The sequence below is a fragment of the Synechococcus sp. KORDI-52 genome (assembly GCF_000737595.1).
Taxonomy (GTDB): domain Bacteria; phylum Cyanobacteriota; class Cyanobacteriia; order PCC-6307; family Cyanobiaceae; genus Parasynechococcus.
Window position 1 is genome coordinate 2,254,161 of the sequence record NZ_CP006271.1, and the last position, 18,760, is coordinate 2,272,920.

At 58.4% G+C, this 18,760-nt stretch carries 13 protein-coding genes, 1 other RNA gene and 1 pseudogene; 9 read left to right on the top strand and 6 right to left on the bottom strand.

What is annotated here, in order from left to right; genetic code table 11:
* Positions 1-3: 3 nt before the first annotated feature.
* An RNA gene (gene ffs / locus KR52_RS13845) (signal recognition particle sRNA small type) lies at positions 4-100 on the bottom strand.
* Positions 101-143: 43 nt separating this feature from the next.
* Here ffs and panB point away from each other — a divergent pair.
* The gene (gene panB / locus KR52_RS11585; protein ID WP_038556078.1) at positions 144-959 is read left to right on the top strand and encodes a 3-methyl-2-oxobutanoate hydroxymethyltransferase; all 816 of its coding nucleotides are present in this window, start codon (positions 144-146) and stop codon (positions 957-959) included.
* On the opposite strand, the gene hemW is transcribed toward panB, so the two are convergent.
* Entirely contained in the window at positions 871-2,076 is a 1,206-nt protein-coding gene (gene hemW / locus KR52_RS11590) for a radical SAM family heme chaperone HemW (RefSeq protein WP_038556080.1), read from the bottom strand. The two genes, panB and hemW, sit on opposite strands and share 89 nt — an antisense overlap.
* 39 nt (positions 2,077-2,115) lie before the next feature.
* On the opposite strand from hemW, the gene KR52_RS11595 reads away from it, so the two are divergent.
* The 6 genes and pseudogenes from KR52_RS11595 to cbiB all read left to right on the top strand — a co-directional run bounded on the left by KR52_RS11595 (position 2,116) and on the right by cbiB (position 7,718).
* Positions 2,116-3,273, top strand: a complete 1,158-nt coding sequence (locus KR52_RS11595; RefSeq protein WP_038556082.1) for a PIN/TRAM domain-containing protein — start codon at positions 2,116-2,118, stop codon at positions 3,271-3,273.
* A 24-nt stretch (positions 3,274-3,297) separates the two neighbouring features.
* Positions 3,298-3,966 carry an ATP-dependent Clp protease proteolytic subunit gene (locus tag KR52_RS11600; protein ID WP_173402227.1) on the top strand — a complete coding sequence of 223 codons (669 nt, stop codon included), beginning with the start codon at positions 3,298-3,300 and terminating at the stop codon, positions 3,964-3,966.
* 52 nt (positions 3,967-4,018) lie between these two features.
* Positions 4,019-4,621: an ATP-dependent Clp protease proteolytic subunit gene (locus tag KR52_RS11605; RefSeq protein ID WP_011363833.1), complete on the top strand. Its 603-nt coding sequence runs from the start codon at positions 4,019-4,021 to the stop codon at positions 4,619-4,621.
* A gap of 62 nt (positions 4,622-4,683) precedes the next feature.
* Positions 4,684-5,679, top strand: coding sequence for a ketol-acid reductoisomerase (gene ilvC / locus KR52_RS11610; protein WP_038556088.1), 996 nt, complete (start codon positions 4,684-4,686; stop codon positions 5,677-5,679).
* Between the two features lie 13 nt (positions 5,680-5,692).
* The gene (locus KR52_RS11615) at positions 5,693-6,703 is read left to right on the top strand and encodes a hypothetical protein (RefSeq protein WP_038556091.1); all 1,011 of its coding nucleotides are present in this window, start codon (positions 5,693-5,695) and stop codon (positions 6,701-6,703) included.
* Positions 6,700-7,718 (top strand): annotated as a pseudogene (gene cbiB / locus KR52_RS11620) (adenosylcobinamide-phosphate synthase CbiB). The gene KR52_RS11615 and the pseudogene cbiB overlap by 4 nt, the downstream one beginning before the upstream one ends.
* Positions 7,719-7,725: 7 nt before the next feature.
* Here the strand turns inward: cbiB and KR52_RS11625 are convergent.
* Both KR52_RS11625 and KR52_RS11630 read right to left on the bottom strand, forming a co-directional pair.
* Complete coding sequence (locus KR52_RS11625; RefSeq protein WP_038556094.1) at positions 7,726-8,484, bottom strand: sugar transferase; 759 nt, start codon at positions 8,482-8,484, stop codon at positions 7,726-7,728.
* Positions 8,485-8,515: 31 nt separating this feature from the next.
* Positions 8,516-9,748 (bottom strand): glycosyltransferase, encoded by a 1,233-nt coding sequence (locus KR52_RS11630; protein ID WP_371257683.1) that lies wholly within the window; start codon positions 9,746-9,748, stop codon positions 8,516-8,518.
* 62 nt (positions 9,749-9,810) lie between these two features.
* On the opposite strand from KR52_RS11630, the gene KR52_RS11635 reads away from it, so the two are divergent.
* A complete protein-coding gene (locus KR52_RS11635) occupies positions 9,811-10,080 on the top strand; it encodes a hypothetical protein (protein WP_038557315.1) in 270 nt (89 codons plus the stop codon).
* Positions 10,081-10,332: 252 nt separating this feature from the next.
* Here KR52_RS11635 and KR52_RS14510 read toward each other — a convergent pair whose 3' ends face one another.
* Together KR52_RS14510 and KR52_RS14520 are read right to left on the bottom strand one after the other, a co-directional pair.
* The gene (locus KR52_RS14510) at positions 10,333-10,506 is read right to left on the bottom strand and encodes a hypothetical protein (protein ID WP_156957729.1); all 174 of its coding nucleotides are present in this window, start codon (positions 10,504-10,506) and stop codon (positions 10,333-10,335) included.
* A gap of 690 nt (positions 10,507-11,196) precedes the next feature.
* A complete protein-coding gene (locus KR52_RS14520; protein ID WP_156957731.1) occupies positions 11,197-11,487 on the bottom strand; it encodes a hypothetical protein in 291 nt (96 codons plus the stop codon).
* Positions 11,488-11,811: 324 nt separating this feature from the next.
* Here KR52_RS14520 and KR52_RS11645 point away from each other — a divergent pair, with 324 nt between their 5' ends.
* Positions 11,812-18,543, top strand: a complete 6,732-nt coding sequence (locus KR52_RS11645) for a hypothetical protein (protein ID WP_038556100.1) — start codon at positions 11,812-11,814, stop codon at positions 18,541-18,543.
* The last annotated feature ends 217 nt before the right edge of the window (positions 18,544-18,760 follow it).

An 18,760-nucleotide genomic window follows, 5' to 3' on the forward strand; every position in this document is an offset into this window, starting at 1 on the left:
GGTGGTGACCCGGAATCCACGCCTGCCCTGAGCATCCCGTGTGGCTGCTCCCTTCCGGTCCTGACCAGATTTGGGCGTCGAAGCCGCATGGGTCCGAGTCGGCTGAATGCTAGCAATGAGCCCCCGAGGGGTTCTCAAGCTGCATGCGTCCTTCTGATCTGACCAGCCTCAAGCAGAAGGGCCAACCCATTGCTGTGCTCACCGCCTGGGACAGCCTCTCAGCAGCTCTCGCGGAAGCCGCCGGTGCCGACGTGCTGCTGGTCGGCGATTCCCTGGCCATGGTGGCGCTGGGTCACGCCACCACACTCCCGGTGACCCTGGATCAGATGCTCCATCACACCCAGGCGGTGGCGCGGGGATTGACCTCCATGCCTGCCGATCAACCGCTTCTGGTCTGTGACCTTCCCTTCCTCAGCTATCAGTGCGGAGAAGACCGTGCCGTGGCGGCCGCGGGGCGGTTGCTGAAGGAGTCGAGTGCTGCCGGGGTGAAGCTGGAGGGAGCAGAACCCGAGGTCATCGCTGTGATCGACCGTCTGGTGCGAATGGGCATTCCTGTGATGGGGCATCTGGGCCTCACCCCTCAGGCCGTGCATCGCCTGGGCTACCGCCGCCAGGCCACGGATGCCATCAGCCAGGAGCGCCTGATCGATCAAGCGCGCAGCCTTGAGCGGAACGGATGCTTCTCCCTTGTGCTGGAACATGTCCCGGCAAAGCTGGCGAGTCGGGTGCAGCAGGCTCTCACCATCCCGGTGATCGGGATTGGAGCGGGTGATGGCTGCGATGGCCAGGTGCGCGTCACAGCCGACCTGCTGGGGCTCACCCCCAAACAACCTCCCTTCAGCCAGGCCCTCGTGGATGGGCGCCAGCTGTTCATCGAAGCGTTGAAAGGGTGGGTGAGCCAGACCCGGAACCACACTCCTCCCACCACAGGATCACCTCGATCAACACCTGATTGCTAAGGGCCATGCCCTCGGGGTCGCTGAGGCACCAGCGCCCGGCCCGCTGCTGCAGCCATCCGCGCTCGATGAACGGTTGCCACCGGCGCACCAGGGCATCGGCATCAGGCCCTTGAAGGGTCACACCTTCCCGGCGCCGCAGACCCACCAACAATTGATCGTCCAGGGGGAGACCAGCCTCAGCGACCGTTTCAAGCGGAGGGTGGTCGAGCCAGGCGGCATAGGCAGCCCGGGTGCGGGGTCGCGCCAAACGCACCCCCCAGGGTGCTGATGTCGCTCCCATACCAAACCCCCACCAACCAGCACCGCTCCAATACACCCGGTTGTGACGGGAGGCATGGCCCGGACGGGCATGGTTGGAGATCTCATAACGGCTGAGGCCGGCAGCGGCAAGCCGTTGCGTGGTCCGCTCCATCAAGGCAACGGCAAGGTCGTCCTCCGGCAGCTTCAACAGGCCCAGCGAGCGTTGGCGATCAAACACCGTGCCCGGCTCCACCGAGAGGTCGTAAATCGAGAGATGGGGGGCCTGACTGGCAATGGCCTGATCCAACTGCTCCTCCCAGCCGGCCAGGGTCTGGCCGGGGAGGTTCTGCATGAGATCGAGACTCCAGGACCGGAGCGCGCCATCGCGCCAGGCCTGAACCAGCCACGCGATCGCCGCATGGAGGTCGCTCTGGCGGTGCCGACGCCCCAGCTGCTCGAGCACCGCATCATCAAAGCTCTGGCCCCCCAGGCTGATGCGGTTCACGCCATGGGCCAGAACGGAGGCCAACTGCGCGGAATCAAAGCTGGCCGGATCCATCTCCAGGGTGATTTCCGCACCCTGTTGGAGCCCGAACTTGTTGGCCAAGGCACCGAGCAAGGCTCCGATCTGATCGGGGCATAACAGCGATGGGGTTCCCCCGCCGATGTACACCGTTGACAGGGGCGGACCGCTTGGGGCAGAAGCGATCTCCCGATGCAGCAAGCTCAGGTACTCATGGATCGAGCGACTGCCAGGCCCATGGTCGGCACGGGCCTGGTCCCCCAGGGGCACAACGGCGAAGTCGCAGTAGTAACAGCGCCGGTGGCAAAAGGGAATGTGCAGATAGGCGCTGCGGGGCGGGATGGGATAAGGCATGCTTCTGGCATCTGGATCGAGCTGCCACGACCTGAACCCATGGTGGATCCGCTCATCCTGCTTCTGTTTGTTGTCTCGGGCGCAGCCGCAGGCTGGATGGGGATTCACCTGCTGCCGGATGGGCTGGTGAGTTCAACCACCAATGCCGAACAGCTGCGTCTTCAGCTCAGCGGAGCTGGCGGCGGCATTGGCTTGATTGCAGGCCTGGTGTTCAACAAGCTGCGGATGCGCCTGATGCAACAGGTGCGCACCATGCCCACCGATTTGCTGGTGAGCCGGGCTGTGGGCCTGATCCTGGGGCTGCTGGTGGCCAACCTGCTGCTGCTGCCCGTTCTCCTGCTTCCGTTTTCCGGGGGAATTGTTCTGCTCAAACCACTGCTGGCGGTGGTGAGCAACGTCTTTTTTGGAGTTCTTGGAAGCAACCTGGCGGAAGTGCATGGGCGCACGCTGCTGCGCCTGTTCAATCCCGCCAGCACGGAAGCCCTGCTCGTGGCCGATGGGGTGCTGACCCCCGCCACCGCCAAGATCCTGGATACAAGCGTGATCATCGATGGCCGGATCCGCGGGATGCTCGCCTGCGGGTTGCTGGAAGGCCAGGTGATCGTCGCTGAGACCGTGATCGCGGAAATGCAGCAACTCTCGGATTCAACCAACATCGAGAAGCGGGCCAAAGGCCGACGTGGCCTGAAGCTGCTGAAGGATCTCAGGGAAACCTACGGACGGCGGTTGGTGATCAACAGCACCCGTTATGACGGCAAGGGAACGGATGATCGGCTGCTGCAGCTGGCTTCCGACACGGGCGGAACGCTGGTCACGGCGGACTTCAACCTGGCGCAGGTGGCCCAGGTAAAGGAGCTGAAGGTGATGAATCTGAGTGAGCTGGTGATCGCCTTGCGGCCTGAGGTGCAACCCGGCGATGAACTCAAACTCAAGATCGTGCGGGAGGGCAAGGAGGAGAGCCAGGGGGTCGGCTACCTCGACGACGGAACGATGGTGGTGGTCAACGAGGCGAAATCACTAATCGGCCAACGCAAACCTGTGGTCGTGACCGGTGCTCTGCAAACCCCAACCGGCCGGATGGTGTTTGCCCGGTTGGACGGGAATGATGCAACAACCGACACCAAGACTTCGACCAAATCAAAAAGTCAGGGAAAACCGCCCAAAACCAGCAGCCGCAAGCCCGCTCAGCCCGGCTAGGCTCGCTCCACCGCGATGGTGGAGATGACGACTTCGGCCCCGTACTACGGCGACAGCGCTGTGATGCGTACACCACCTCCTGACCTTCCTTCACTCCTGCTGAAGGAGCGAATCGTCTATCTGGGCTTGCCTTTGTTCTCTGACGACGACGCCAAGCGTCAGATGGGCATCGACGTGACTGAGCTGATCATTGCTCAGCTGCTTTATCTGGAATTCGACAACCCAGAGAAACCGATTTACTTCTACATCAACTCCACTGGAACAAGCTGGTACTCAGGTGAAGCGATCGGCTTCGAGACCGAAGCCTTCGCCATCTGCGACACCCTTCGCTACGTGAAGCCTCCGGTGCACACCATCTGCATCGGTCAGGCAATGGGTACAGCCGCGGTGATCCTCTCGGCAGGTACGAAAGGTCAACGGGCCGCTCTCCCGAACTCTTCCATCGTCCTGCACCAGCCGCGCAGCGGTGCCCGCGGCCAGGCGACGGACATCCAAATCCGAGCCAAAGAAGTGCTGCACAACAAGCAGGCGATGCTTGAAATCCTCTCCGCCAACACAGGTCGTTCTGTGGAAGAGCTGAGCAAGGACTCCGACCGGATGAGCTACCTGACACCGCAACAAGCCGTTGAGTACGGACTCATCGACCGCGTGCTCAGCAGCCGCAAGGATCTGCCTGGCAATCCCCCCGTCTGACCGACGGCATCAGCCCCAACCCTCCTGCACCTCCTTTCCAAAGTCCTGAACCATGCCGATCGGTACCCCCAGCGTTCCCTACCGCCTGCCCGGCAGCCAGATGGAGCGCTGGGTCGACATCTACACCCGTCTCGGAGTGGAGCGCATCCTCTTCCTTGGCTCTGAAGTGAATGACGGCATCGCCAACAGCCTGGTGGCCCAGATGCTCTATCTCGACTCGGAAGACAGCAGCAAGCCGATCTACCTGTACATCAACTCCCCAGGTGGCTCCGTCACGGCCGGCCTGGCGATCTACGACACCATCCAGTACGTCAAGAGCGAGGTGGTGACCATCTGCGTTGGCCTTGCGGCATCCATGGGTGCTTTTCTTCTTGCCGCTGGCACCAAGGGCAAGCGGGTTGCCCTGCCCCACAGCCGGATCATGATCCACCAGCCCCTTGGTGGCACCAGTCGTCGCCAGGCCAGTGACATCGAAATCGAGGCACGGGAGATCCTGCGGATGAAGGAGATGCTCAACCGCTCCCTATCCGACATGAGTGGCCAGAGCTTCGAGAAGATCGAGAAGGACACCGACCGGGACTACTTCCTCAGTGCCGAAGAAGCCAAGGAATACGGTCTGATCGATCGCGTCATCTCCCATCCGAACGAGGCCTGAACCGAACGGGTCAGGCCGCTGCGTAAGCTCGTCGACTGCAGTGTTCCGCAAGCCCGCCCCGGATGGCCCAGCTCTTCTACGACTCCGACGCCGATCTCGGTCTGCTGAACGGCAAGACCGTGGCCATCATTGGTTATGGCTCCCAGGGTCATGCCCACGCTCTCAACCTGAAAGATTCAGGCGTGAACGTGGTGGTGGGCCTCTATGACGGCAGCCGCTCCGCCGAAAAAGCCAAGGCAGACGGTCTTGAAGTGCTGAGCGTGGCCGATGCCTCAGCCAAGGCCGACTGGATCATGGTCTTGCTGCCCGACGAATTCCAGAAGGACGTCTACGAGAAGGAAATCGCACCCCACCTCAGTGCCGGCAAGGTGCTGAGCTTCGCCCACGGCTTCAACATCCGCTTCGAGCTGATCAAGCCTCCCGCTGATGTGGATGTGGTGATGATCGCCCCCAAAGGCCCTGGCCACACCGTGCGCTGGGAATATCAGAACGGTCAGGGGGTTCCTGCCCTGTTCGCGATTGAACAGGACGCTTCCGGCAACGCCCGTGGCCTGGCGATGGCCTACGCGAAGGGGATCGGCGGCACCCGTGCCGGCATCCTGGAAACCAACTTCAAAGAGGAAACCGAAACCGATCTCTTCGGTGAGCAGGCTGTGCTGTGCGGCGGCCTGTCCGAACTGGTCAAAGCTGGATTCGAAACCCTTGTGGAAGCGGGTTACCAGCCGGAGCTGGCCTACTTCGAGTGCCTCCACGAAGTGAAGCTGATCGTGGATCTGATGGTGAAGGGGGGTCTGACCTCCATGCGCGATTCGATTTCCAACACCGCGGAATACGGCGACTACGTCAGCGGCCCCCGTCTGATCACCGCCGACACCAAGGCCGAGATGAAGCGCGTTCTGGCCGACATCCAGGACGGCACCTTCGCCCGGAACTTCGTGGCCGAATGCGAAGCCGGCAAGCCGGAGATGAAGAAGGTGCGCGACCGTGATTCCCAGCATCCGATCGAGAAGGTGGGCAAGGGGCTGCGCTCGATGTTCAGCTGGTTGAAGGACGCCTGATCCACACGAACCCTTGAACAACAGGTGGGGGCCACTTCGCTGGGGCAGTGCTCAGGCTGGAATCAGCCTGAGCCTGGCCTCCAGCGGTTGGTTGCTCAGCGGTCTGACCCCATCTCCGCTGATTAACAGCCTGCTTCCCGCGTTGACAACACTCCCCGCTCTGCTGCCACTGAAACGCAGAGCGGGGGGGTTTTGTTGGATTTTAGGCAGTGCAGTCGTGCTGCTGGTCCTCTGCAGTCCGATGGCCAGTGCAGTTCAGCCCTCCCTGCTGGTCATCGTGGTGCTCCTGGCCGGGCTGACCATTGCCCTGGGGCAGGACATCAGCCAGCACCCCCTGCAGCTGAACCTGCTACAGGCACCGGATCTGAACTTCCCACAGCTGCGCTTGGCCAGTGAGATAGGGGCGTTGCTGGGGTTCCTGCTCACGGGTCTGATCCGACCTGGATTCCATCAATTCCTGCCGGCGTCGTTGCTGCTTCTGCCGCTGCTGCCCCTTGCCTGTCGCCCCCCATCGGCGGCGGTTCAAGGCATCAGCCTTCCCAGGTTCAACCGGGAGGCAGCCTTGCAAGGGCTTCTTTTTGGTGGTTTTTTCGGCCTGCTGCCGCTCTGGGTTCGCACCATTGCCGACGGCAATTGTCTCAATTTCGGCATGGTGCTGACCGCCTACGGGCTTGGTCGCACGCTCTCCAGCCATGCCACCGATCCATGGAGTTTCCGGGGCCATTACGCCCTCATCGCAGCCTTGCTGGGGGTGGGACAGATCTCCCCGGGCTGGATGACCACCCTCCTTTTTCTGCCGATGGGGTCGCTGGCCGCGGCAACCGACCGTCAACTGGTCGCGACCCTGACACCGGATGATCCGGCTCATGGCTGGCAGATCCTGCAGCGTTCGGGAAGCCTTGGTGGTCTCGTCGGTGTGCTTGTGATGGGCGGGCTCGCACAGGGGGTCGGCCTGCAGCTGGTGCTGGGGCTTCAGCTTGTCCTTTTCATCTCCGCGCCCCTGCTGATGCGAAGCGTCCGATGAATCCTGGGGAGTTCGGGATGGCTCTCGTGATCGGTGCAGCGGTGCTGGATCAGATCATTGGCGACCCGCCCTGGATGCTCCATCCCGTGGTGGTGATGGGGTGGTGGATCCGGCAGATGCGCAACAGGATCGAGCCATGGGCAGGGAACCATCCTCTGCAACTGCGCTTCGGGGGAGGGCTGATCACAGTGATCCTGGTGCTCGGCAGCACTCTGGCGGGCTGGTCGCTGGAGCGGCTGCTCTGGCAACCGTCGCCATGGCAGTGGCTGGGTGTCCCTGTTGTGACCGTGGGCCTCGCCAGCGCCCTGGCGGCCCGCAGTTTGACGGACAGCGTCCTGGCGGTGCTCCACGTCATGCCCTCATCAGCCGATGGCGACCTCGAGGCGGCCCGCCGGAACCTGAGCTGGATCGTCGGGCGAGACGTGCAGAACCTGAATCAAGCAGAGCTGCTCAGAGCCGCAGCCGAAACTGCCTCTGAAAACGCTGTAGATGGGGTGTTCGCCCCCTGTTCTGGATGGGTGTCGGTGCCTTGGTCTGGATGGTCATGCCCGCGGGGCCTGGACCGCTGGCCCTGGCTTGGGCCTTCAAGGCCACCAGCACGCTTGATTCGATGCTCGGCTACCGCAGCGGTCGGCTGCGCTGGCTGGGAACGGCGGGGGCACGCCTCGATGATCTGCTCACCTGGCTGCCCTGCCGGCTGGTCATGCTGACGCTGCCTCTGGTCTGCCCGCCATGGACGCGTTGGGGGCAACGGGTGCAGGCCGCAGAACGGGATGGAGCAGCAGACCCATCGCCCAATGCAGGGCGATCAGAGGCGATCTACGCCCACTGCATCGGGATCCAACTCGGCGGTGAGAACCATTACGGCGAGCGCCTGGTGCAAAAACCGGTGCTGGGCCGTGGCCAACCAACCGCCAGCATTCCCCTCGTCAAACGTGTGCTGAAGGCATCAGGCCGCCTGCAACTGCTTTGGCTGGGTGCTCTGGCAACCATTCAACTGGTGGTCAACCAGTGAGCACCGATCAGTAAGCACCCCGATCCATCGGCAGAAGCAACACACCAAAGGTGCGCAGGATGATGGCGAAATCGAGGCCAAACGAGCGACCACGGGCATAGGCCAGGTCGAGCTTGACGCGTTTCTTGTAGCTCAGATTGTTCCTACCGCTCACTTGCCAGAGTCCGGTCAAACCCGGTCGTACGGAGGCCACTTCATCCATGTAGGGGCCATAGCGAACCAACTCTTTTTCCACAATCGGGCGTGGACCCACCACACTCATCTCCCCGCGCAGCACATTCAAAAACTGCGGCAGCTCATCAAGACTTGAACGGCGCAGGAATCGACCAAGCGGAGTGATCCTGGGATCACGCTTGAGCTTGAAATCACGCTCGAATTCAGCCTTCAGTGATGGATCATCCTTCAGAACGCGGGCCAGTACAGCATCGGCATCCGCTCGCATGGTGCGGAACTTGATGCAACCAAAACGTTGGTACCCCCGGCCCACCCGCCGCTGGGTGTAAAAAACCGGCCCCGGTGAACTGAGTTTGACCAACCCAGCCAGGAGCAGCAGCATGGGGGAACCGATGGCGAGCACCATCAGCGAGAAGACGATGTCTCCAGATCGCTTGGACACCCGTCCCCAACGGTTCTGACCGCGAATCAGCGTGCCGATCGGCAAGGCCGAAGGGGGGGCTGAAATCAAGGCAAGGTGAGGTTTGTACTTGCCACGGCGTGCACCACGCCCGGGGGCCTGAAGCAGAGTTGGCCGAAAGGCCGAGGTCAAAGGCTCAACCTGGGACTCAGCTCACTCAACGTCACAGGGAGAGACCTGGCATCCCAGCAGGGTCAGTCGCTGCAACGGCACAGCTCCGTCGATGGGCCCTCCAGGCCAGCCGCAAAGCCGATTCAAAGCGTGCTGCAAAGGCCTCAGGCCGGAAGCGTTCGGCCCACTGACGGATGGCCTCAGCATCGAGAGAGCGCCAGAGCCGTCCGTGCTCAAACCACTCCACAGCTTGAACAAGCGACTCAACGGTCTGCTCCGGGAACAGCACCCCGGTGGGCTGCTGCAACCCGGCCGCTGCACAGCGGACCGTGTCCAACAAGCCGCCACGCCCCAGCCCGATCACCGGAGCGCCTGCAGCCATGGCTTCCACAGGTGCAATGCCGAAATCCTCCAGACCGGCATAAACAAATGCACGGCAACGGGCCATGAGCTCCTCCACCTGGGACCCGGACTGCCGGCCCAGCAAGGTGACGTTTGGGCCCGCCATTGACTCAAGCCGAGCCCGTTCAGGTCCATCCCCGACCACATAAAGAGGAAGCCCCAAACGGTTGAAAGCGTCCACCACCAGATCCACACGCTTGTAGGGAACCAAACGGCACAGGCAGAGGTAAACGTCGTCGCGATCGGCATTCCAGCGAAAACGATTCACCTCCACAGGGGGGTGGATCACGCTGGCGTCACGCCCCCAGTACTGACGAATTCGCCGGGCCGTGAAACGGGAGTTGGCGAGCAGGTGATCCACACGCTGGGCACTGAGTTGATCCCACTGCCGCAAGCCATGCAACTGCCAGCGAATCAATGGACCCAGTCCACGCCGCGCCAGGGCCGAACGCTCCAGGTAGGCGTGCATCTGGTCCCAGGCGTAACGCACCGGCGTATGCACGTAGCTCAGATGCAGCTGATCAGGCCCAGTCAGAACCCCCTTGGCCACGAGATGGCTGCTGCTGATCACCAGTTCAGCTCCGCCCAGATCGATCTGTTCGATGGCATACGGCAACAGCGGCAGATACTGCTGCACATGACTGCGACCCCAGGGGAAACTTTGGATCGGGCTGGTGAGGACAGACCGGCCGTGCAACCAACTGTCTTGCCGGCACGATTCCGCGTCGACCAAGGCGGCCAGCTGAGGCTCGCAGCCAAGGCGCTGCAGCAGGGAATCAACAGCTTCAACAACGCGTTCAGCCCCCCCAACCGAGCGGGGCGAGAACCACTCGTGAACCAAAGCAATGCGCTGAGGGAGGGGTTCCAAAGCCGAAGGAATCAAGCCTGAGAGATCCAAACGCAACGAAGTCTCTCAGCTCATTGCAGGACCGTGAACTGATCATGATGCTGGTCCATATGTCCAACACGAACCTCACCATCAACATCCTCCTTGAGGAAGCGTTGAGCGAACCGGACATCGGCATCACCAGCCGATTCCGTTGGCATGCCACAGCCGTTGGAATTGCTGCACTGTGGATCGACAGTGCTCCGCCTCCAACACCGCCCTTTGAAGATGCGCTCAAAGAGGGGCTGAATGTGGGCCTGGATCTGAGCAGGGAAGAACGGGAATTCCACCAAACCGAGCAGGGACTGGTTCTTCTGTTCCACTCTTGAAACGATCAAGCGTGTTGAAGACCGATGTTTGACGCTTCAAGGCACAATCAAATCAGGGCAAAACAGCTTCCAATGTGAAGGGATATGGATATCAATCGATCAAGGAAAACAACAAACACCATTGCTCGATCTCGATCAAGCGGGATCAAGGGTCCAGACGGGAAAAGATTATTTTGTGCGCGAAAACCTGTAACAACGCCATTCAAGCCCGATCAAAGACCCTCCAACACTGGCTTCAGCGAGACAAACAAGTCACGAGAATGGGTGATCTTCAGAATCTGTCAGATAACCATCAATGAGGTCGCTGACAACATCTGTGATCGTACGGTCGTTGATCAATGCCTTTCGCTTGAGCTGCCGATGCACTTTGGTCGGCAGTAAAACGGATAATTTACGAACGTCTGGAGAACTAGGCGTGGCAGACATGGTGTGAGCAAAAAGTAAAACGATTAGATGCTTCGCCGCGGTCGAGCAGCTTGGAGCTGAGCTTCTCGCTGCCGCAAAAATTGGCGAAGAATACGGACAACCATGGAATTCATCGTCTCTTCATCCTCCATGGCAATGAGTTTCAACTGACGGTGAAGGTCAGCCGAAACCTGAAGGGAAAGCCGGCGCAATGCCCTTGAACGAGACGACGGAACAGCTGGATCAGAGCAAGAGCTTTCATCCACGAGGTCATCAACCTCGGGGACGGCATAAAGGTCCAGGTAGTCAACGGGTTCTGACTGAGGAGTACTGGAGGACATGCTCAGATGCAGCTATTAAAACGGTAAAAGCCTCAAAGCCTCATTACCGCACGCTTAATCTTTTATACATATTTGGCGCATTTAAGTGATAAAAATACCTAGTCCGACCACCCAATCGGCGGCATAAACGTAGCAAAGAATTAAGTGCGATAAAAAGAAAATTCGCATCACCGGGTCAAAGAGGGCAAACATGAAGCTATCCTTAAGAAAAGCGGGCGACAAAGCAAGGGGGCGGTATAAGAAAAAACTTATGTAAAAAAACCAAAAATCCATCAACGATGGCAATGGCAACTACAAGCCTCGAACGAAGCAAAAGAGCTAAAAAATCAAAAATATCAACAACCTCGCAAAAATCATGAAAGCTAATTAATTAAAGGGTTCCCTGCTGGTCAAGATGCTGTTCCAGCAAACGAAGCACCAAACGCTTAAGCGTCACATCTTCTTTCAGTGCTTGCATCTTGGCCCTTCGATGCATGTCCTTACTTAATACAATCGAGAGCTTTTTACTGGCAGAGGAAGATCCAGACGAAAAACTCTCGGGTGAAGTCAATGGTTTACCGGATCCAGCAGAACCTGATTCAGCTGGAGTCAGATGAAATGTTGAATCGGCAAGAGCCGAGTAACGGTCAGGGGTTTGGCCGTCAAGATCAATTGAAATCACATCAACACTCCTATCTTGTAAAAGTTTTCATACCGTCAAGTTGATGGCATGAACAACCAAAGCGTATACGACACCTTCAGCAAAAAACGCTAATTGGCAGGTAAGCGCTCTGGCGCCTAAGGAAGCAATCACATCCATGGGGATGCACATCGGAGGCTTCACAAAAGACCTGCAAGCAGCAGAGGCGAGTCCACAGCATTCATATGACAGCAAGCATTTGCAGAAAACACAGTGACCAATGAACAGGTCTTCCGCTGTCCGGCCACGCCGAAAAGGCAGTCAATGACCTGATCCTTCACTCACACACAGCAAAGGATCACTGTTATGCCATCAACTGCAAGCGCCACAAACAATGAAGCCAACGCGGTAGACGCCTCGAATCAAACGATTGCAGGCAACTACACGCTTGACGCGGGCACGCCTCTAACGGGCACCAACACGGTGGACGCGGATGCCGACAACACCAACGGGCCCGCCGATGCCACAGCAGAAAGTGGAGAGTCTGCTGCTGTAATCGACTCGCAAATCGATGGTGAAGGGAACGCCACGGTGAATGCCCGTGAGCATTTGAGCGTCACCGCCGATGCGCAAACCATCACAGGTTCGGCCACTGCCGAAGCAAGTAACGACACCGAAGAGGAACGTACCGGTGGCCTGATCAACAGCGATCAAGCCATTGGTGGCGACTATGGCCAGACAGTTGATGTCGACAACAGCACCATTGCTGTGGCCGGCACCGAGACAGGCGATGCTGATGCCGATGCCGTCGAAAACAGCACATTCGGCATCCTCAACAGCAACATTGATGTTGAGGCTGACTACAACAGCACGGTTGATAACGACAACACCATCAGCGCCAGTGCCTCAACAACCACTGGAAGCGCTACCGCTGACAGCGAAAGCACTGAGCGCACCGGTATTCGTTTTGGTGGGGAGGACGTTCCGGACGTTCTTGATGTTGAAGGCAATGCTGATCTCGCCGTCACCGTAGGTACGGCAGAAGACCCCAACACGATGAGCTCATCCGCCACGGTGGTGGGTGATGGTAACGCCACCGCATTTGTAGGCGCTACAAGCAACTACGGCATTACCGGTCCCGAAACTGAAGCTCCACCAACACCGGTTACTGTCGATGGCGAAACAGAGGCTCAAAACAGTAGCCCTCAAGGGACATCTGCTGCGATTCGAGTTACTCCAAGTGTATTTGGCAGCGAACTAACGATCAGCGGACTTGAAGGTGGTAGTGCTGGAGCAGGTAACACCCTAAACGGTCAAACTGTCGAAATTAAATTCTATGCAGGACAACAATTTGCTAGTTCTGCTAGCCCTGCGACTGGAGCGGTCGAAAGCGGAGCCGATCCTCTCCAAACTGCCATATCTGTAACGGCCGATAGCAATGGCGACCTGATCGTCCCCATGGCAGATCTGCCAGACACTGAAGTTGGGACTATCGTAATTTATCAAAGTGATAATGAAACTGCATTTGAACCGGATTCAATATCAGTATTCGACAGCAACGGCGGAAATATTGCTCAAGGCGCCACAATCAAGGTTAGTGGAAGTGCAGATGTAACGGCTGAAGTTGACAACGTCTACAACTCAGCAGCATCAACCACAACTGGTGATGCGAGTGCCACAACCAATACTTCTGATAGGTCTGGCATTGAGGGTGCCATCGGTTCGGGCGAAACCATTGGTATCGATGCAGCTCTGATTGAAGTTGGTGGCGACGCCGCCGTCATTCAAGGCACTGTTGATAACGAAAGCGGAACAACAGCCGATGCCAAAACAGGTGATGCAACAGCCGTTGATTCCAGTGGCCTACAAGCGGGTATCCGTGCCGACATGCTTGATGTGGCGGGCACCTCGATCATCACCGGCTCCGTCAACAATGACCAAGCAGCCATTGCAACGTCGGTCACTGAAGATGATGATGGCGCGACAGCCAAGGTAAGGTCTGGTGATGAGGGAGGAGATCGTCCTCTCAATGCAGACACCACAGGTGTTGATGCTGCAACGATGAATCTGGGTGGCGATGCCACCGTCACAGGTTCAGCGGATGTCAGCCAGCTGGCTGGAGCCGATCTCACCACGGGTGATGCACTTGCCGAAGGTGTGCTGGGCGGTGATGTCACTGGTGTCGACAACTCGACAAGCACCACAGCAAATGCGGATCTCACGGTGGCAGCCAATGCTTCCGTGGGGATCGAATCGATCGCCAGCAATACCGATGGTGGAAACGCCACCGCGGATTCAACGATCACCAATGATGCCGACGTTGTTGGTCTCAATCAAAATGAGCTGACCGTCGGCGGAGACTATGAACTGTTCTCCAATGCATCGGCAACATTGGATGCAGAGGCCAACAGCAACGGTGGTGATGCAAGTGCCGATGCTGTTGCAGAAGATGGTAGTGATATCTACGGCGCTGATTTTAATGGCCCAGTCAGCATTAAAGGGGATGCATTCGTTGTTGGCGGTGCGGGAGCCGATGTTGATGCCAATGCAAGCACAGATGCCGGCAATGCCGATGCGAGTGCCGTCATCGATGATGCAACCGGCATTAAAGTCGATGAGGTCGCTGACGGGTTCAAAGTTAAAGGCGATGCGGCACTATTTGGTAATGTTGGACTCAATCTGGAAGCCAACAGCGAGAGCACGTCTGGCAGCGCCGATAGCGATGCACAAACCACCAGCGACGCGCGCGGCATCGAAGTTCGGAACCAAGGTGGAACCCTTGACATTGAAGGTGATGCCTGGATCGAAGGCGGTGTTGCTGGCGTCGTCAGTGCATCAGCGGACAGCCAAGGTGATGAAGCAAGTGATACTTCGAATGCTCTAGCTGACCTTGAAGGCGCGCAGGGTGTCTTTGTTAATGATGAAAACATCGATGTCGGCGGAGACCTCGGGCTCCTTGCTGGTGTGGAAGCCGACATTTCAGCCGATGCCACCATTGTTACCGGTGATGCTGACGCCAAAGCCGAAGCCGGCGATAACCTCGCCGGCCTGGAAATGGCTGATGGTGGCGACATCTTTGTCTCTGGCAACGCAGAGATCGTGACCGGTGTTGATGCCATGGCCATGGCATCAGCAACGAGCACCACAGGGGATGCAAAGGCCGAAGCAGATTTCAGTAAAGCTGAAGCTGCATCCGTCGATCGTGTCGACGTTAAGGGAGACGCCTCCATCCTGGGCGGTACCGAGCTTGAAGGCGAAGCAGTTGCCACGACCACCACGGGTGCAGCTGATGCCGATGTACAAGTCGATCAGGTCGAAGGTGTCGATATCAATGCAACCTTTAATGCTGGTGGTGATGGATCAGTCGCCGGCGAAGTTGATGCAATGCTGTCGGCATCTGCCGTCAACACCAATGGTGATGCCGATGCCAAGGTTGAGGGAGACAAGAACGTTAAAGGCATTGAAGCCAGGGCAGTTGACATTAAAGGTGATTTCAGCGCTTTCGGTGCCGTCGATTTAGACGCAACCGCCAGCTCGGCCACGGTGAATCAAGACGGCGAGGATTCGGGTGCTTCCACCGCATCAGTGGTCTTCGAAGACGAAATCACAGGCGTTGAAGGAGGCCGCGATCGGGACAACGACCTGGATGTGGCCGGTTCTGCAGATATCGAAGGAACAACCGATGCAGGCTTCACGGCCCTGGCCAGCAGTGTCAACACCGATGCAACTGCAAGTGCAGACGCTCAAGATGAAGTCAACGGTTTCGATCTCAATGGTCGGCTCGATGTCGAAGGCGATGCAAGCGTCGTCGGCAAGGCAAACGTCGATTCCGATGTTGTCGCCGACACGTCAACGGGAATTGCCAGTGCTACAGCATCCGTTGAGGAGATGCAAGGCATTGAGTACTTCGATGTTGATGGTGCCGGCGACGTCGGCATGGACGGCAGCTCGACCCTGGATCAAAGCGCTTCCGCTGCAACCACCACTGGTTCAGCCACGGCCAATGTGAACCAAACCGGACAGGTTTCTGGTATCGAAGGCGAAGGCCAGGATTATGAAGAAACTCATACACGTCAAGTATGGGTACCAGGCCACCGGTGGAAATGGTGGATCGGCGAGTGGGTGACGGAAGAATATACCGTTGACAAGCACGAGCTCTCTGACCTGGATGCCAAGGGAGATCTAGAGGTCAATGGCTCTGTGGACAACACCGCAGATGCCAGCGCCGAAGCCACAACTGGTGATGCCACAGCCACTGCAGATCTGGTTGACAACATCGGTGTAGATCTCAACGGGTCAGCATTGTTCAAACACGCTTCAATCACCAGCGGTGGTGATATGGACGTTGACGGTGCTGCCAACCTCACGGCCAATGCGTCTGCAGAAAGTGTTGATGAAGATGCCCGTGCAACCGTCGATGCAGACGATGTGATCGGCATTGAAGCATCGGTCGATCTTGAGGCCAATGGTGATGCTTCCCTGAACGGTTCAGCCACAGCAACCACCAATGTCACCGCATCCAGCACAGGTGATGAAACTGGGCCCACTGACGTGGCTCAGGCCAGCAGCACAGTTGAGAATGTCGTCGGTATTGATGCAGAAGGTGGGCCAATACTGCATGGTATTGATGTCGAAGTTGGTGGCGATTTAGAAGCCAACGGCTCTGCCAATGCATCACAGACAGCCAGCGCAGACATCAGCACCGGCGATGCAACTGCCGAGATCAGCGGCCACTCCGTCGTCGGTGCTCATTACGACGACAACACCCCAGTCTTGTGGTGGCACAACGCAGACGGGATCGATGTGGCTGGCGATGCCAAGGTCACCGGTGATGCTGTGGTCAACAATGACGCCACTGCATCGAGCACCACTGGCGATGCCACAGCCAATGAATCTATTGATCAAACCACGGGTCTGATTGATGACCTCAATGTTGGTGGTGATGCCGAGGTTGCAGGCACAGCCAGCGTTGTTGGATCCGCATCGGCAACCACCGTCACCGGTACCGCCGATGCAGACAGCGGTACTTACGACAGTGACGTCACGGGTTACGACGTTCAGGGCCGCGTTGATGTTGGTGGTGATGCAGCGCTCACCGGTGGCGCCTCCAGCAGCAACACCTCGTTTGCTGCAGCCACCACCGGCGGTGCTGATGCAACGTCGGTGCAAGGTGAAGTCAACGGCATCCTGATCGACAGGGAATCCCACGCCCAAGCACATCCCGACATTGATGTCGCCGGTGATGCCGAGGTCAACGCCACCGCTGCCACCAACTCCTCAGCTACGGCTGCTACAACGACAGGCGATGCAACAGCTCAGGCCGACAATCTTGCCACCGTCGGTTTTGAAATTGGTGACAGTGCTGATGAACCCGCTCTCTCCGTCGCCGGCGACAGCGTCCTGCGCGTTCAGGCCACCAATGTCGGCACCGCCGATGCATCAGCCACCACGGACGATGCAACAGCTGAGGTCAATGATGAGGGCTCGAATGATGTCACCGGCATCAACAGTGACGACAACACACTGGATCTTGGCGGAGATGCTGATGTCAATGCACTGGCTCGGAGCACCCAAACGGCCAACGCATCAACCACCACTGGTGATGCAAGAGCAAAAACCGCTTTCCGTGACGACGTTGTTGGTAGCGATGACACCAGCTACGACATTGAAGGCAATGCAACGCAGTTCGACAGCCGCGGTGAACTGACGGCCAGCTCAGGCGCCAACGCCGTCACCGGTGATGCTGTTGCCAAAGCGGGTATTCGATCAGAAGCCATTGGTTTCGAGAATGGATCTGTTGATATTGCAGGCAATGCCACCGGTGAGTTTGGCCTGACCGACGACGGCATTCTCAGCTACGGCAACTCCGTCCTCACCACGGAAGCTGAAACGGGAACCGGCGATGCAAGCGCTGAATCCACAAGGGTCAGGGTCAAAGGCGCTGAGGGCATGGACCTCGACGTCGCTGGCAATGTGGACGGCGATTGGGGCGCCCGTGCCCTCGCGGTTGGTGAATTCAGCGCCAGCGCCCAAAGCGTCAACGGCGAGACGACGGAAGCTGTTCTTGAAGCTGAGGCCAGAGGCTTTGATGCTGACGGCGAAAACACCTCGGGTGACATCGACATCCTGGGCAACGGCAACGTCACCCAGATCGCCCAGATGGTCGCCAATGCTGAGGCGATGACCGTTGGCGACAGCACGACTGACGAGGTCATAGCCAGCGTCAATCTTGATGCCATTGGCGGTGACTTCTCCGAGACCGATGGAGATATCACCATCAATGGTGACGGCAATGCGATCGCCGATGGCGTCAACCAAGGTTCTGCCTCCGCCTATGGCGTTCACTCAGACGCTTTTGCCAGCAGCAACGTCAACTCGGAGGGCTTCAAGCTCGGCGACAACAACATCGAAATTGGTGGTGCGGGTGATGTGAGCGGCCGTGGTTTCATCGGCGACTGGGATCAATACGGTGACGCCTACCTCATTGATAACGCATTCAGCGTCAGCGCTGAAACCACCACGGGCGATGCAATTGCTGACGGTGGAGATGGCGCGGCCATGTTCACCGCCATCGGTATTGGTGGAGAAGAGTGGGGAGGAGCGATGGTCACCGCCGGACCCTCCGGTGGAGACATCACGGGTACCGCCAATGCTGCCGCTGATCTCTCAGCCACCACAACCACGGGCGACGCGATCTCTGAGAGCATGGCTGAGCTCTTTGGTATCCAGAGTGTGGACCTGCAGGGCGGCCGTGATGGTGAAAGCACCATCGATGGACAGGCTCAAGGCATCTTCAACACCAGTTCCAGCAGTGTGAATGGTGATGCCGAGGCCACATCAGATGTCACTGGCATCGGCATGGATGGTGGTTCTGGTAGCAGTGCCATGATCAACGGCAACATCAATGCCGTGGCGGACATCAGCAACACTGTGGTGGCCTCCACCGTCACCGGCAGTGCCACCGCCACCGCCACCGGCAATGCCGTTGGCATCCAGGACTACACCATCACCATGGAAGGTGATGGGGTCATCACGGCGAATGCCAGCACCAACATCGTTGCTGTTGCATCCACCGTGACGTCTCCAGATCTCACTTAAACCGCAGGCTGGAAACGATTAAACGCAACACCGACCAAACGGTCTGGTCGACTCGGTCCCCCGCTCAGGCGGGGGATTTTTTTTGCATTGCTGATGAGCACAAGAGAAAGAGATCGGGGTCGTTCGTAGGAGTTAAAACGAACGACATAGACATCGCCAACACAACAGATCAGCAACGCGCCAGCACACCAGGAACAGATGAAGGCATTGATAGGCC